The sequence below is a fragment of the Streptomyces mexicanus genome (assembly GCF_902506575.1).
Taxonomy (GTDB): Bacteria; Actinomycetota; Actinomycetes; order Streptomycetales; family Streptomycetaceae; genus Streptomyces; species Streptomyces mexicanus.
Genome location: NZ_LR732544.1, coordinates 776,332 through 789,428, shown reverse-complemented (window position 1 = coordinate 789,428; position 13,097 = coordinate 776,332). Strand labels below are relative to the sequence as shown.

General features: G+C 74.3%; 9 protein-coding genes. 2 read left to right on the top strand and 7 right to left on the bottom strand.

The window, feature by feature from the left end; genetic code table 11:
- The 7 genes from GV126_RS03620 to GV126_RS03590 form a co-directional block, all read right to left on the bottom strand.
- Nucleotides 1–603 (bottom strand): GTP-binding protein, encoded by a 603-nt coding sequence (locus tag GV126_RS03620; protein WP_159662603.1) that lies wholly within the window; start codon nt 601–603, stop codon nt 1–3.
- A complete protein-coding gene (locus GV126_RS03615) occupies nt 584–955 on the bottom strand; it encodes a DUF742 domain-containing protein (RefSeq protein ID WP_159662601.1) in 372 nt (123 codons plus the stop codon). Before GV126_RS03615 ends, GV126_RS03620 begins: the two co-directional genes overlap by 20 nt.
- Nucleotides 948–1,373: a roadblock/LC7 domain-containing protein gene (locus GV126_RS03610; protein WP_159662599.1), complete on the bottom strand. Its 426-nt coding sequence runs from the start codon at nt 1,371–1,373 to the stop codon at nt 948–950. The genes GV126_RS03615 and GV126_RS03610 overlap by 8 nt, the downstream gene beginning before the upstream one ends.
- A 12-nt stretch (nt 1,374–1,385) precedes the next feature.
- Nucleotides 1,386–4,112: a sensor histidine kinase gene (locus GV126_RS03605; protein ID WP_159662597.1), complete on the bottom strand. Its 2,727-nt coding sequence runs from the start codon at nt 4,110–4,112 to the stop codon at nt 1,386–1,388.
- Nucleotides 4,113–4,372: 260 nt separating this feature from the next.
- On the bottom strand, nt 4,373–5,563 hold the full coding sequence (locus GV126_RS03600) for an FAD-dependent oxidoreductase (protein WP_236569863.1): 1,191 nt from the start codon (nt 5,561–5,563) through the stop codon (nt 4,373–4,375).
- 65 nt (nt 5,564–5,628) lie between these two features.
- Complete coding sequence (locus GV126_RS03595; protein ID WP_159662593.1) at nt 5,629–7,194, bottom strand: amino acid adenylation domain-containing protein; 1,566 nt, start codon at nt 7,192–7,194, stop codon at nt 5,629–5,631.
- Nucleotides 7,191–9,143, bottom strand: a complete 1,953-nt coding sequence (locus tag GV126_RS03590) for a polyketide synthase (RefSeq protein ID WP_236569862.1) — start codon at nt 9,141–9,143, stop codon at nt 7,191–7,193. Before GV126_RS03590 ends, GV126_RS03595 begins: the two co-directional genes overlap by 4 nt.
- A 753-nt stretch (nt 9,144–9,896) precedes the next feature.
- Here GV126_RS03590 and GV126_RS03585 point away from each other — a divergent pair.
- Nucleotides 9,897–10,943: a GAF domain-containing protein gene (locus GV126_RS03585; protein ID WP_159662589.1), complete on the top strand. Its 1,047-nt coding sequence runs from the start codon at nt 9,897–9,899 to the stop codon at nt 10,941–10,943.
- 240 nt (nt 10,944–11,183) lie between these two features.
- Nucleotides 11,184–12,824: a phosphoglucomutase (alpha-D-glucose-1,6-bisphosphate-dependent) gene (pgm, locus tag GV126_RS03580; protein ID WP_159662587.1), complete on the top strand. Its 1,641-nt coding sequence runs from the start codon at nt 11,184–11,186 to the stop codon at nt 12,822–12,824.
- Nucleotides 12,825–13,097 lie beyond the last annotated feature (273 nt).

The following is a 13,097-nucleotide window of genomic DNA, read 5'->3' as shown; positions in this document are numbered from 1 at the left end:
TCACAGCGCCACCGGGCGGGCGGCCGCCCGGTGGGCCGCCGCCTTGGCACGCGCCGCCTCCAGCACCGCGAGGAGCACCTGCTTGCTGGAGGCCCGCTCCCGTACGTCGCACAGCACGACCGGGGTGGCCGGATCGAGGTCCAGGGCGGCCCGCACCTGCTCGGCGGTGCAGTCGCGCCGGCCGTGGAAGCAGTTGACGCCCACGGCGAACGGGATGCCGCGCTCCTCGAAGAAGTCGATCGAGGCGAACGACGCCTCCAGCCGCCGCGTGTCCGCGAGGACCACCGCCCCGAGCGCGCCCGTGGCCAGGTCGTCCCACATGAACCAGAACCGGTCCTGCCCGGGCGTGCCGAACAGGTACAGCACCAGTTCCGGCGCGATCGTGATGCGGCCGAAGTCCATCGCCACGGTCGTGGAGGACTTGCCCTCCACTCCGGACAGGTCGTCCACACCGAGGCTCGCCTCGGTCATCCGCTCCTCCGTCTCCAGCGGAGGCACCTCGCTCACCGCGGCCACCATGGTGGTCTTGCCCACCCCGAAACCGCCCGCGATGAGGATCTTCAACGCGGTCGGCATGACCGGGTCAGAGTTGACGGATACCATCCATCACCCTTTCGATCAGTTCCACGCTCGGCCGGCTCTCCTGCCCGGGCGGCGACTGCACGATGATCAGCGAGGCGTCCAGCAGATCCCCGCACAGCACCTTCACCACGCTCACCGGCAGATCCAGCAGAGCGGCGATCTCCGCGACCGCCATCGCCCGGTCCCGGCACAGCTCCAGGATCCGGTCCGCCTCCGGCTCCAGCCCGGATGCCGACTCCCGCACGGAACGGGCGACGACGAGCGTGATCAGGGTGAACGCGTGCTGGCTGTGCCGGGTACGTCCGCCGGTGATGGCGTACGGCCGTAAGTAGCGCCCGGCCTCCTCACCGTCGTGCCCGCGCGGTTCAGGCATCCTGGACGGTGCCGCCGGACTGCACACGCGGCGCGGCCGTCAGATACTGGCCGACCTGCTTGACGAGAGTGCCCATCTCGTACGCCATCATCCCCACATCCACTTCCTCCGAGGCGAAAGCCGCCAGCCGGGCGCCCTTGCCCGCGGCCGTGACGAAAAGGAACGCCTTGTCCATCTGAATGACCGTCTGCTGCACCCGCCCGCTGTGGAAGTGGCGGGCCGCTCCGCGGGCGAGGCTGTGCACACCCGAGGCCACCGCCGACAGGTGCTCGGCGTCGTCGCGGAGCATGTCCTTGGACTTGCCGATCAAAAGGCCGTCTCCGGAGAGCACGATCGCGCAGCGGATCTCCGGTATCCGGTCCACCAGGCCGTCCAGAAGCCAGTCCAGCTGACGTCCGGTGGGAACCTGCTCAGTCATTGCGTAACGTCCTCACAGTTCATGGGCAGTGGGGCCTGCCCCGTCGCTTGGCCGCCCGTGCGCACCGTGCGGCGTGTCGTCGTCCTCGGACCTCCAGGCCCGCTTCAGCCCCTGGTGGATGGCGCTCATCGTGCGGGCCGACGCGTCCGGGGAGATGACGTCGTCGGAGCCGTCGTCGCCGTCGTCCGCGGCCTGGGCCGCCTCCTTGCGCAGCTGCTGGGCCAGGCTGGCTCCCCTGACCCGCTGCGGCAGCACCGAGGGCGTCGTCAGCGGGCGCGGGGCCGGTGCCCCGCCGACCGGCCCGGACGGCCCGGGGGGCTCGGCATCCGCACCGCGGGACCACTCGGGCGATCGGTCCGGCTGCCGTGCGGGTGCCGGACGGCTGTCCCGGGGCGGGAGAGGCGGCTGGCCGCCCGTGCCGCCGGGGACCGTCCGGTCCGGGGCCGCGCCCGGCGACTGGGCGCGGACCGGACCGGCGGAGGGGATGTCGCGTATCGTGCGGGCCGCCGGTGGAGGCCCTTGGGGCGCCGAGGGCGCGGGATGCTCCGACGCGGGGGGCAACAGGCCTGCACCTCCGTACTCGGGGAAACCACTGGGGTCGGGCAGCGACGTGTGGGTGATGACCTCCTCGCCGGCCGGGGCGGGCGCACCGGCCGCGGCCGGTACCGCCGGGCCGGCCAGGGCCCGGTGCCGCCCGGTGTCCGACAGCGCCACGCCGCTCGGGCCCTCGACGGCGCGGCCGGCGGCGACGGCCGCCGACTGCAGCTGGTCGACGACCGGCGAACCGGACTCCTCCAGCAGCTCCTTGGGCAGCCCCACCAGGGCGAGCGTGCCCCCGTAGTCCGATTCGCGCAGCACCACCTTGATGCCGTGCCGCTCGGCGAGCCGGGCCACCACGAAGTGGCCCAAACGCGGATCCTCGCCGAACACCGTCATGTCCACCCGCGGCGGATCGGCGAGCAGCTCGTTCGCGCGCTGCAGCAGCTCCGGCGGCATGCCCAGGCCCTGGTCCTCGATGTGCACCGCCAGGCCCTTGGCGACCCGGGACGCGCTGACCGTCACCTGGGTCTCGGGCGGCGAGAAACTGGTGCCGTTCTCGATGAGTTCGGCCAGCAGGTGCGTGACGTCGGCGACGGCCCGCCCGGCCAGGGAGATCCGCCGGTCCGCGGGCGTGTTCTTCACCCGCACCCGGGTGTACTGCTCGGTCTCGGCCACCGCGCCGCGCATCACGTCGGTGATGGCCACCGGCCGCGTCATGCGGCGGCTCGGCGGGGCGCCGCTGAGGATCATCAGGTTCTCCGCGTGCCGCCGCACCCGGGTGGCCAGGTGGTCGATGCGGAAGATGTCCTTGAGCAGGTCCGAGTCCTCGTGCTTGCGCTCCAGGTCGTCCAGCAGCGCGATCAGCCGGTGGATGAGCACCTGGGCGCGCCGGATGAGCTGGCCGACGACCTTGTCCGAGCCCTGCCGGCCCTGCGACTGGCGCACCGCGGAGTCCGTGGCGATCTGCGCCATGCGGTCGATCGCGGATGCCAGCCGCCCGATGTCGTCGCTCGCCTGCTGCCGCCAGGGGGCGAGCACGGCCGGGTCCACGCGTTCGCCGCGCTCGGCGCGGGACAGGATCTCGGCGAGCCGGAAGGACGCCACCTGCTCGGCTCCGGCCCGCAGATCGGCCAGGCGTGCGGTCAGCGCGTCCAGCTCGGCGAGCCGGTCGAGCGTCGAGCGCCGGGCGCGCAGCGCCAGCACCGCCGCGGCGGCCAGCGCGGCCAGTGCGGCCGCCGTGCCGAGCAGGGTGGTCGTCAGCAGTTCACCGGCGTGGTCCGAGGCGCGGTCGGCCACGGCGTCCAGGGACTGGCTGCCGGCGGACCGCAGGCCGCTGACAACGCTGTCGGCCGCCGCCGGCCACTGCGCCGCCCGCTGCGGCAGCGCGGTGCCCTGCCCGCCGCCGACGGCCTGCTCGACCGCGTCCACCGCGGCCCACTGCGCACCGCCGGTGATCCGCCCGTACGCCGTCCGCGCCGCCCCGGGCAGATCCCGCGCGGTCAGCTCCTCCTGCGCGGCCTGCCGCAGCGCCGCGTACTGCCCGAACCGGGCACGGTCGGCCTCGGCGATGCGGTGCGCCGGAAGGGCCGCCGAGACCAGCGCGTCCTCCCGCGAGAGCATCTCCGTGATCCGGGCCAGGGCCAGGGCCGCGGTGCCGCCGCGCCCCAGCTCCGCGTCGTCGCTGCGCACCGCCGCGCTCAGCAGGGCCAGGCCCTGGGAGGCGGTGTCGGTGTAGTAGGCGAAGGCGTCGGCGGACGACAGTGTGCGCGCGTCGATGTGGGACCTGCGCTCGGCCAGCGGGCGCAGCGCGGCCTCCAGCGCGGCGGCCCGGCGCCGCAGCGTGTCCGTGTCCGGCCCGGACGCGTGCCGGCGGTAGGCGGCGAGTGCCGCGTCCGTCTTGCGGCGGGCCGCCTCCAGCTCCGTGCGGGAGGTGCCGGTGCGGTCCGCCTGCCACCGGGCGGTGAGCCGGCGCTCGTCCTGCAGCCGCGTCAGCAGTTCCTGCGCGGGCCGGGCGAGGGAGGAGACGTGTCCGGCGTCGGTGTGCAACCGGACCTGCTCGTCCACCAGCCCGGCCGCCGTGTATCCCCACAGGCCGCTGACACAGACCGCGGGGATGACGAAGGGGAGGACGAACGAGGATCGCAGTGATCTCGGGAGGGCGGCGCGGTGACGCGTCCGCCGGTCGCGGGTGCCTGGCATGTGATCCCTCGTACAGCAGCGGTTGCAGCGGTTGCAGCGGTGCGGACAGGAGTGCGCGACATCCGACCATCCCCGCGTCGTGGCCTGGTGGCTCACCGTGATCGAAGTCGGCGCGTGCTGCACGCTATCAGGATCATGGCGCAGCGTCATATGCGATGCGGGGCAACTGGCCTGTACCTTTGCCCGAGTTGGGGGGCGGTGGCCCCCGTTCGCGTCCGGCCGGTGCCGCGGGGCGGCATCCGGGCGGGTGGCACCGCGGATCACAGCAGGGCGAGCAGCCGCGGTGTGTACAGGGCGTCGGCGGAGACGATACCGGCCACCATGTCCAGGTAGATCGCGGTCAGTTCGGCATCCGACTGCACCGCCCGCAGCAGGGACAGCCGCTGCTCGTGGGGGTCGAGCCGGGCGGCGCCGAGGGTCGCCTCGTAGCCCGGCAGCAGCCGCCGCCGCTGCTCCTCGGCGAACCGGCCCAGCGCGGCGTCCAGGCGGGCGGGATCGCCGTCCAGCGTGCCGGACACCGCTTCCACCAGCGCCTCCACCTGCCCGAACGCGTCGCTGATGCCGCGGGCCGTGATCGAGTCCTTGTGGTGGGCGGCGTCGCCCACGAGAACCCAGCCGGCCCCCGCCGCCCGCCGGAAGAAGTTCTGCTGGTCGCCGCAGGCGTGCAGGCGCTCCACGGGCCTCGCCCCGGCCAGCCGGTCGTGCAGCGCGGGCGCGGTCAGGCGTATCTGCTCGCGGTAGGCGCGCTGCGCGTCGGTGCGGACCTCGGCGAAGCGGGTCTGCGGGAAGTAGGCCAGCACGAGGGTGGCCGCGTCATGGGTGGGCACGGTCGCCACCCAGCCGCCGGGCCGTTCGTACAGCTCCAGATCGGCGGGCACGTCCTGCCAGTACGTGTAGTAGGCGCAGGTCAGCCGGGGGTCCTGCACGGTGTACGGGGCGGCCGCCAGCCGGGCGACGGTGGAGCGCATCCCGTCCGCGCCGATCACGAGGCGGGCGCGTTCGGTGAAGGCGCGGCCGCGGTGGACGGCCGCGACGCCGGCCACCCGGCCGGTGTCGTCGCGCAGCAGGTGCGTCACCCGGCAGTGCTCGCGGTACTCGACGCCGGCCGCGACGGCCGCGTCGACCAGCAGGGCGTCCAGCACATGGCGCCGCGGGGCGAACCCCGCGCGCTGCCCCTCCACGCCCCGGGCGCAGCCCTCGATGTGGACGTCGGCGACCTCGTACACCGCCCGCTCGATGGGCGGGCAGCCGGTGGCGCGCAGCCGCTCCAGCAGGCCCCAGCGGGCGAGGGCGGCGACACCGGGCTGGTGGATCAGGTGCGTGGAGAGCGTGTCGGAGCCGTACGCCGCCTTGTCGAGCAGGAGCACCCGGTGTCCGGCCCGGGCCAGCAGCAGGGCGGTGGGCGCGCCGGCGCAGCGCGCTCCCACCACGATGGCGTCGTACATGCACATGCCTCACAACAGACGTCGGGAATCGATGAGTCGCGGGTCCTCGGGGAAGGGCGGACGGACCCGCGTCAGCGCGGGCGCTCCAGCTCCGCGAGCAGGGCCCGGCGGTCGAGCTTGCCGTTGGCGTTGAGCGGCAGCTGGTCCAGGACCGTGATCCGGGCGGGCATCATGTACGGCGGCAGCCGCTCGCCGAGCGCGGCGTAGAGAGCCTCGGCGGGGCCGGTGCCGCCGACCGCGGCCCGCAGTTCCGCCTCGCCGTCGGCGGCCGGCACGGTGACGGCGACCGCGTCGCGCACCCCGGGCAGCGCCCGCAACGCGGCCTCGATCTCGCCGAGTTCGATCCGGTGGCCGCGGATCTTGACCTGGTGGTCGGTGCGCCCCAGGTGGACCAGCAGGCCGTCGCGCACGGTGACCCGGTCTCCGGTGCGGTACCAGTCCTTCTCTCCGGGCGGACCGTCACCGGCCGGCCGGTGGTCCTCGGTGAGGAAGCGTCCGGTGTCCTGGGCGGGGTCGAGGTAGCCGGCGAAGCGCAGCGGGCCGCGCACGCACAGCTCGCCGGTGTCGCTCGGCCGGCCGTCCTCGTCCAGCAGCACCAGGTCCAGGTCCGGGTGGCCGGTGCCGATGGGCGCCGTCCCGTTGGGCGTGTGCGGCCAGTCGGCCACGTCCTCGGGGAAGCGGTAGGAGGTGCAGGAGATGGTCAGTTCGGTGGGGCCGTAGAGGACTTCCAGGCGGCTGCCGGGTGCGGCGGCCTGCCAGTCCCGGGCGGCCCGCAGGGTGAGCGGCTCGCCGCCGAAGACGCTCCAGCGCAGCGTCGGCATGCTGCCGGGGGCCAGGGTGCCCAGCCGGGAGGCGAACCCGATCAGGGACGGCACCGAGAACCAGTGCGTCAGCCGCAGCTTGTTCACCGTCGCCACCGGGGACAGCAGCTGGCCGCGCTCGGGCACCACGAGCGTGCCGCCCTGGGACCAGGCGACGAACAGGTCGTGCACGGACCCGTCGAAGGTCAGCTCGAAGGTCTGCGAGAGCCGGCTGCCCGGGCCGATGCCGTACCGGCCGGCGATCCGGTCCAGGTAGGCGCAGATGTTGCGGTGCCGCACCGGGACGCCCTTGGGCGTACCGGTCGAACCGGAGGTGAAGATGATGTAGGCGATGTCGTCCGCGCCCACCGGGCGCAGCGGCGTGGCGCGGTCCGGGGCGGGGCGCGCGCCGCCCGTGCGGGGATCCGGGCCGCTCGCGGCGGCGCGCAGCTCCTCGGGCCCGGCCGTGTGGACCGGCACGCCGAGATCCCCGCCGGTGTCCGGGGACTGGGCGAGGATCAGATCGAGGCCGGCCGCCGCGGCGATGCCGGCGGTCCGGGCCGCCGGGTGCTCGGGGTTGAGGGGGACGACGGCCGCGCCGGCCCGCAGGATCGCCAGGTACCCGGCGTAGGCGGTCACCGAGCGGGCCGCCAGCAGCCCGACCCGGCGCGGCGGGGTGCCGCCGGCCGCGGTGACCAGGCGTTCGGCGGGGCGCCCGGCGCTCTCGCGCAGCGCGCCGTAGGTCAGCACGGTCCCGCCGACCTCCGGGGCCGGCTCGTCGGGGTGGGCGGCGGCCGAGCGGGCGAAGTACCCGTAGAGGTGGTGCGCGGTGCTCATCGGGCCGCCGCCTGCAGCGTCCGCGTCCACTGCCGCAGCTCACCGACGGTGCGCAGCCGGCCCAGCTCCTCCGGGTCCACCTCCTGTCGGCACCGCTTGGCCAGCTCCACGACGATGCGCAGCTTCGCCAGCGAGTCGATGCCGATGTCGGTGAGCGCCGAGCCGTCGTCGAAGCCGGTGCGGGCGTGCTCCCGCAGGACCCAGCCGGCCAGGTCGTCGCCGTCGCCGTCCGCGGTGGGGGGTTCCTCGCCGGGCCAGTACCGGCGCGTCTGCCACGGGTAGCCGGGCAGCGGCACGTAGCGGCCCGGCTCGCCGAACACCGCCGTCCAGGCCGGCTCCTCGCCCGCGCAGTAGCGGTCGGCGACCGCCGACAGCGGGTGCCCGGCCATGCCCGGCGCGCCGGTGAGCGCCGCCGCGAGCTCCTCGTGGGTGCGGCCGACGACGGCTCGGCGGTGCGGGTGGTGGGTGCGCCGGGTGGCCGCGCTGTAGCAGATGTCGCGCAGCGGGTACGCCTCCCCGGCGCCGCCCGGGCGCAGGTAGCGGGCGTAGGCGGCGGCCAGGTCCGCCAGGGCGGCCTCGCTGTGCGCGGAGATCGCCAGGACGTACGGCCCGCCGTCCGCCGGCCGGGCGGCGGGCACGCGCGGGGTGTCGGCCTGGCGGAGCACGATGTGGGCGTTGAGGGCGGAGGAGCCCTGTCCGCTGACGCCGGCGACGGCCGGCCGGTCCAGTGTGGGCAGGTCCTGCAGCTTGGCCGGAAGGACCAGCGGCAGCCTGTCCCAGGGGACGTCCGGGTTGGGGGTGTCCACGTGCAGGCTGGCGGGTATCTGGCCGTGTTCCAGGCAGAGCACGGCCTTGATGAGGCCGGCCATGCCGCCGGCGGCCTCCGCGTGCCCGACGTTGGTCTTGACCGAGCCGACCAGCAGCGGCCGGTCGGCGGGCCGGCCCGCGCCGCACACCTCGCCCAGCGCCCGCAGCTCCAGCGGGTCGAGGGCGGGCGAACCGGAGCCGTGCGCCTCGACGTAGTCCACCTCGGCGGGGTCCACGCCGGCGTCCTCGTACGCCCAGCGCAACACGTCCACCTGGCCCTGCAGGGACGGGTTGAGCACGCTGTCGCTGGTGCGGCCGTCGTTGCCGACGGCGCTGCCCCGGATGACCGCGCGGATCCGGTCGCCGTCGGCGAGCGCGTCCGTCAGGCGCTTGAGGACGACGACGGCCACCGCGTCGCTGGGGGAGTAGCCGTCCGCGCTCGCGTCGCCGAACTTCGAGCGCCCGTCGCCGGCCATCGCGCCGGCGTGGGTGAGCACCAGTCCCTCGTCGGGGCGCAGCGCCAGGTTCACGCCGGCGGCCAGCGCCAGCGGGCTCTCCCCGGCGCGCAGGCTCTGCACGGCCTGGTGGACGGCGACCAGGGAGGACGAGCAGGCCGTGTCCACGACGACGCTGGGGCCGCGCAGGTCGAAGAAGTGGGACAGGCGCGCGGCCAGCAGGGAGCGGAAGTTGTTCAGCTGGGCCGCCGTCACCGCCTGCGGTCCGCGGCGCAGGGCGAGTTCGAGATGGTCGGCGCGGGTGTTGCCGACGAAGACGGCGGAGCGGCTGCCCGCGAGGTGGTCGGGGCGCTGCCCGGCGTCCTCCAGAGCGTCCCAGGCGGTCATCAGCAGCAGCCGCTGCTGCGGGTCGAGTTCGGTCGCCTCGGTGGCGGACATGCCGAAGAACTCGGCGTCGAAGTCGGCCACGTGCTCCAGGTATCCGCCGCGGCGGGCCGCTATCGTCCCCTGCCGGGGGGCGGGGGAGTGCAGGGCGTCCACGTCGTACCGGTCGCGGGGGGTCTCGCCGGTGGCGTCCACCGCGTCCCGCAGCAGGGCCCACAGCTCGTCGGGCGCGGACGCACCGGGCAGCCGGCAGGCCATGCCGATCACCGCGACCGACCGAGTGTCCACGTCGGACCTGTTCATGAGAGAACTCCGTTCATACATCGCCACGGTCCCTACGCCGTCGCGTAGTTGACCTTGCCCCATCGCACCTCGGCCCACGCGCGCGGCACCTGCCTGCGGCATAGGCCACACCGGCCCGGGCCCGCGCCGGCGGAACAGATCCCCGCGTACCGGGTGGAGCGGGCGCCTCCTCGTGCGGCCGGCCCGCCGCGCACCGTCACGGGCGCCTGGTTCAGGCCGACGGCGGGCCGCTCGGCCACCGGCGCATCGTCACGGCAGACGGCGCGATGCGTGGCGTAAAACCCACCCTGTGAGGCGGGGCCATCGGTCTCGTCGCGCCCGCTTCCCGGGCCCGGACCGGGGACCGTGCACCCGCCTCACCCTCCTCATATACGAACTGACATTCGATTGACGGGTCGAGCGGCGGTGGACCCGCCGATCTCGGCCACGCGTTCACCGCATGATTGTCGGATGGGAAATCGTTTCGGTACGACACCGGGTCCAAGAATGACGTGAAGTGATCGCTCTGGGTTGAAACATCGAAGACTTTGGACAGACTCACCGAATGCGCACCTCCGGCACCGCCGCCGGGATCCGGACGGAGACGCAAGGATCAGCACGCTGACCGGCGATGACCGGCTACGACCCGGGGAACGGTGACGCGCGGCGACCAAGTCACCCCGAGGGCCGCACCGTTGACGGTGCGACAGACGAAACCGGAATGACCGGGAGGGGTGATCCACCCGGCCCGGATCTCTGCTTTGATCTGACTTCATGGATCCCCTGTCAACCGAACAGCAGCGGGCCGCGGGCGAGCAGCGGACGCACCGGCTGAGGATGCTCAACCTCAACGCGGTCGAAGCGGAGGCGACCTTCGACCGTGTCGCGCGCCTCGCGGCCACCTTCACCCAGGCCCCCCTGGCCATGGTCAACTTCATCAACGACGAACGGCAGATGTTCCGCGGCATGTTCGTGCCCACCGGCTCCCCCGAGGACCCCGTGGACACCTCCGGCGGCATCCCGTTCGACCTGAGCAACCTCGCCCGGGAGGCCCCCGGCGACTACGGCTTCTGCCCCCACGTGGTCGCCCAGCAGTCCCAGCTCGCCCTCGAGGACGTCTTCGACTACCCGCGCTTCAAGGGCAATCCGCTGGTCAACGACCTCGGCGTGCGCTCCTACCTGGGTACTCCGCTGCGCGACAACACCGGCGTGATTCTCGGCACGGTCTGCGTGGCCGATTTCAAGCCCCGTAGCTGGGACCGCCAGCTGAGGCAGGGCATGCAGGAACTCACCGAGACCCTGCTGTCGGAGTTCAAGCTGCGCGACAGCCTGCTCGCCCAGCAGCAGGAGCTGTTCGCGGTGTTCGACGGCGCGCCCTTCCCGATCATGCTCACCGAGGGCCCCGACCACCTGCTGCGCTACGCCAACGGCAGGCAGGGCCAGGCCTTCGGCATGGTCCCGCAGTTCAGCCTCGGTCGGCAGGTGCTGCCCGGTCTGGCCCAGGTCGGCGTCTTCGACGCCATGGACGACGCGCTGCGCACCGGCCGGCCCACGAGCGTGTCCCGCGTGTCGCTGCGGACGTACGACTCCCCGGCGCCGCAGGACTTCGACTTCCTGTGCACACCGGTACGGACCTCGCCCAGCGCCCCCTTCAAGGGCGTCCTCACGGTGGCGATGAACGCCACCGCGCAGGGGCACGCCGGCGCCGAGCCACAGGCCTTCGCGGCCAACGTCCAGCAGCGTTTCGAGCAGCTGGGCGGCGGGGCGCTCGCCGACAGCGTGCCCGGCGGGTGGAGCGGCCGGCCGGGCGACGCGCGCTGACCCCGTCCCCGCCCGGTCGGCCGCGGCGGGGGGCGGGGCGCGTGCGCACCCTGCGGCGTGGCACCTCGCCGCGGGACGGGCGGACGGTCCGGCGCCCCGGGACAGGGGGGCGGGGCGCCCGGCCGGGGCGCCGTCCTCGCCCGTCGCCGCCGCTGCCGAGTCGGTGACGCCTTCCGATCCCGGGGAGGGGAAGATGAGATCGCGACCGGATACGCGATCGAATCATGAGGAGTAGGTGCCATGCAGCAGGAACGAGCGGGCAAGCCGGCCGGGCCCGAGGACCTCGTCGACGTGGCCCGGCTGGTGACCGCGTACTACGCGCTCCACCCCGACCCGGCCGACCCCGGCCAGCGCGTGGCGTTCGGCACCTCCGGGCACCGCGGCTCGTCGCTGGCCACCGCGTTCAACGAGGACCACATCGCCGCGACCAGCCAGGCCATCTGCGAGTACCGCGCCGCCCAGGGCACCGACGGCCCCCTGTTCCTCGGCGCGGACACGCACGCCCTGTCCGAGCCGGCCCGGGTCACCGCGCTGGAGGTGTTCGCCGCCAACGACGTCACCGTGCTCATCGACACCGCCGACGGCTACACCCCCACCCCGGCGGTCTCGCACGCCATCCTGACCCACAACCGAGGACGCACCACGGGCCTCGCCGACGGTGTCGTCGTCACCCCCTCGCACAACCCGCCCACCGACGGCGGCTTCAAGTACAACCCGCCGAGCGGCGGCCCGGCCGGCTCAAAGGCCACCTCCTGGATCCAGGACCGGGCCAACGAGATCATCGCCGCCGGACTGAAGGACGTACGGCGCATCCCCTACAGCCGGGCGCTGGCCGCCCCCGGCACCGGCCGCTACGACTACCTGGACGCCTACGTCCGCGACCTGCCGAGCGTGCTGGACCTGGACGCGATCCGGTCCGCGGGCGTGCGGATCGGCGCCGACCCGCTGGGCGGGGCCTCCGTCGCCTACTGGGGCCGCATCGCCGAACAGCACCGCCTGGACCTGACCGTGGTCAACCCGCTCACCGACCCCACCTGGCGGTTCATGACGCTGGACTGGGACGGCAAGATCCGCATGGACTGCTCCTCGCCGTACGCCATGGCCTCGCTGATCGAGCAGCGCGACCGGTTCCGGATCGCCACGGGCAACGACGCCGACGCCGACCGGCACGGCATCGTCACCCCCGACGGCGGACTGATGAACCCCAACCACTACCTGGCCACCGCCATCGCCTACCTCTACGCCCACCGCACCGAGTGGCCGGCCGAGGCGGGCGTGGGCAAGACCCTGGTGTCCTCCGGCATGATCGACCGCGTCGCCGCCGACCTCGGCCGCCGGCTGGTGGAGGTGCCCGTCGGCTTCAAGTGGTTCGTGGACGGGCTGGTCGACGGCTCGCTCGGCTTCGGCGGCGAGGAGTCCGCCGGGGCGTCGTTCCTGCGCCGGGACGGCTCGGTGTGGACCACCGACAAGGACGGCATCATCCTGGCCCTGCTCGCCTCCGAGATCACCGCGGTGACCGGCAGGACGCCGTCCGAGCACTACGAGGCCCTGACCGAACGCTTCGGCGCGCCCGCCTACGCCCGCATCGACGCCCCGGCCACCCGCGAGCAGAAGGCCCGCCTGGCCAAGCTGTCCCCGGCCCAGGTCGGCGCCGACACCCTCGCCGGGGAGCCGGTCACCGCCGTGCTCACCGAGGCACCGGGCAACGGCGCCCCCATCGGCGGCATCAAGGTCGCCACCGAGAACGCCTGGTTCGCGGCCCGCCCGTCGGGCACCGAGGACGTCTACAAGATCTACGCCGAGTCCTTCCGCGGGCCCGACCACCTCCGCCAGGTCCAGGACGAGGCCCAGCAGGTGGTCCTGGCGGCGCTTCAGGACTGACCTCCCGGACGAGCGCCCCGAGGCGTCGCCGACGGGCCGCGGCCGGCGCCCCGGGGGTCGCCATTCCCCCGGGCGCCGGTCGGGAGGAGCGCCGGCCGGGAGCACCGGCCGGGAGTGTCGTCCGCCCGCCGTCCGGCCGATGGTGAGCCACCTGCCCGCCGCCGGCCCGCGGTGAGCCCCCCGCCCCAGACCCCCCCCCCCCCCCCCCCCCGCACCCCCCCGGCGGCGGCCGCCCCCCCTCCCCCCCCCCCCCCCCCGCCCCCGCCCCCCCCC

What these genes read in the sequence shown, in the direction of transcription:
- GV126_RS03620 (WP_159662603.1), bottom strand. Translation starts at nt 603, where the DNA reads ATGGTATCCGTCAACTCTGACCCGGTCATGCCGACCGCGTTGAAGATC.
- GV126_RS03615 (WP_159662601.1), bottom strand. Translation starts at nt 955, where the DNA reads ATGCCTGAACCGCGCGGGCACGACGGTGAGGAGGCCGGGCGCTACTTA.
- GV126_RS03610 (WP_159662599.1), bottom strand. Translation starts at nt 1,373, where the DNA reads ATGACTGAGCAGGTTCCCACCGGACGTCAGCTGGACTGGCTTCTGGAC.
- GV126_RS03605 (WP_159662597.1), bottom strand. Translation starts at nt 4,112, where the DNA reads ATGCCAGGCACCCGCGACCGGCGGACGCGTCACCGCGCCGCCCTCCCG.
- GV126_RS03600 (WP_236569863.1), bottom strand. Translation starts at nt 5,563, where the DNA reads ATGTGCATGTACGACGCCATCGTGGTGGGAGCGCGCTGCGCCGGCGCG.
- GV126_RS03595 (WP_159662593.1), bottom strand. Translation starts at nt 7,194, where the DNA reads ATGAGCACCGCGCACCACCTCTACGGGTACTTCGCCCGCTCGGCCGCC.
- GV126_RS03590 (WP_236569862.1), bottom strand. Translation starts at nt 9,143, where the DNA reads ATGAACAGGTCCGACGTGGACACTCGGTCGGTCGCGGTGATCGGCATG.
- GV126_RS03585 (WP_159662589.1), top strand. Translation starts at nt 9,897, where the DNA reads ATGGATCCCCTGTCAACCGAACAGCAGCGGGCCGCGGGCGAGCAGCGG.
- pgm (WP_159662587.1), top strand. Translation starts at nt 11,184, where the DNA reads ATGCAGCAGGAACGAGCGGGCAAGCCGGCCGGGCCCGAGGACCTCGTC.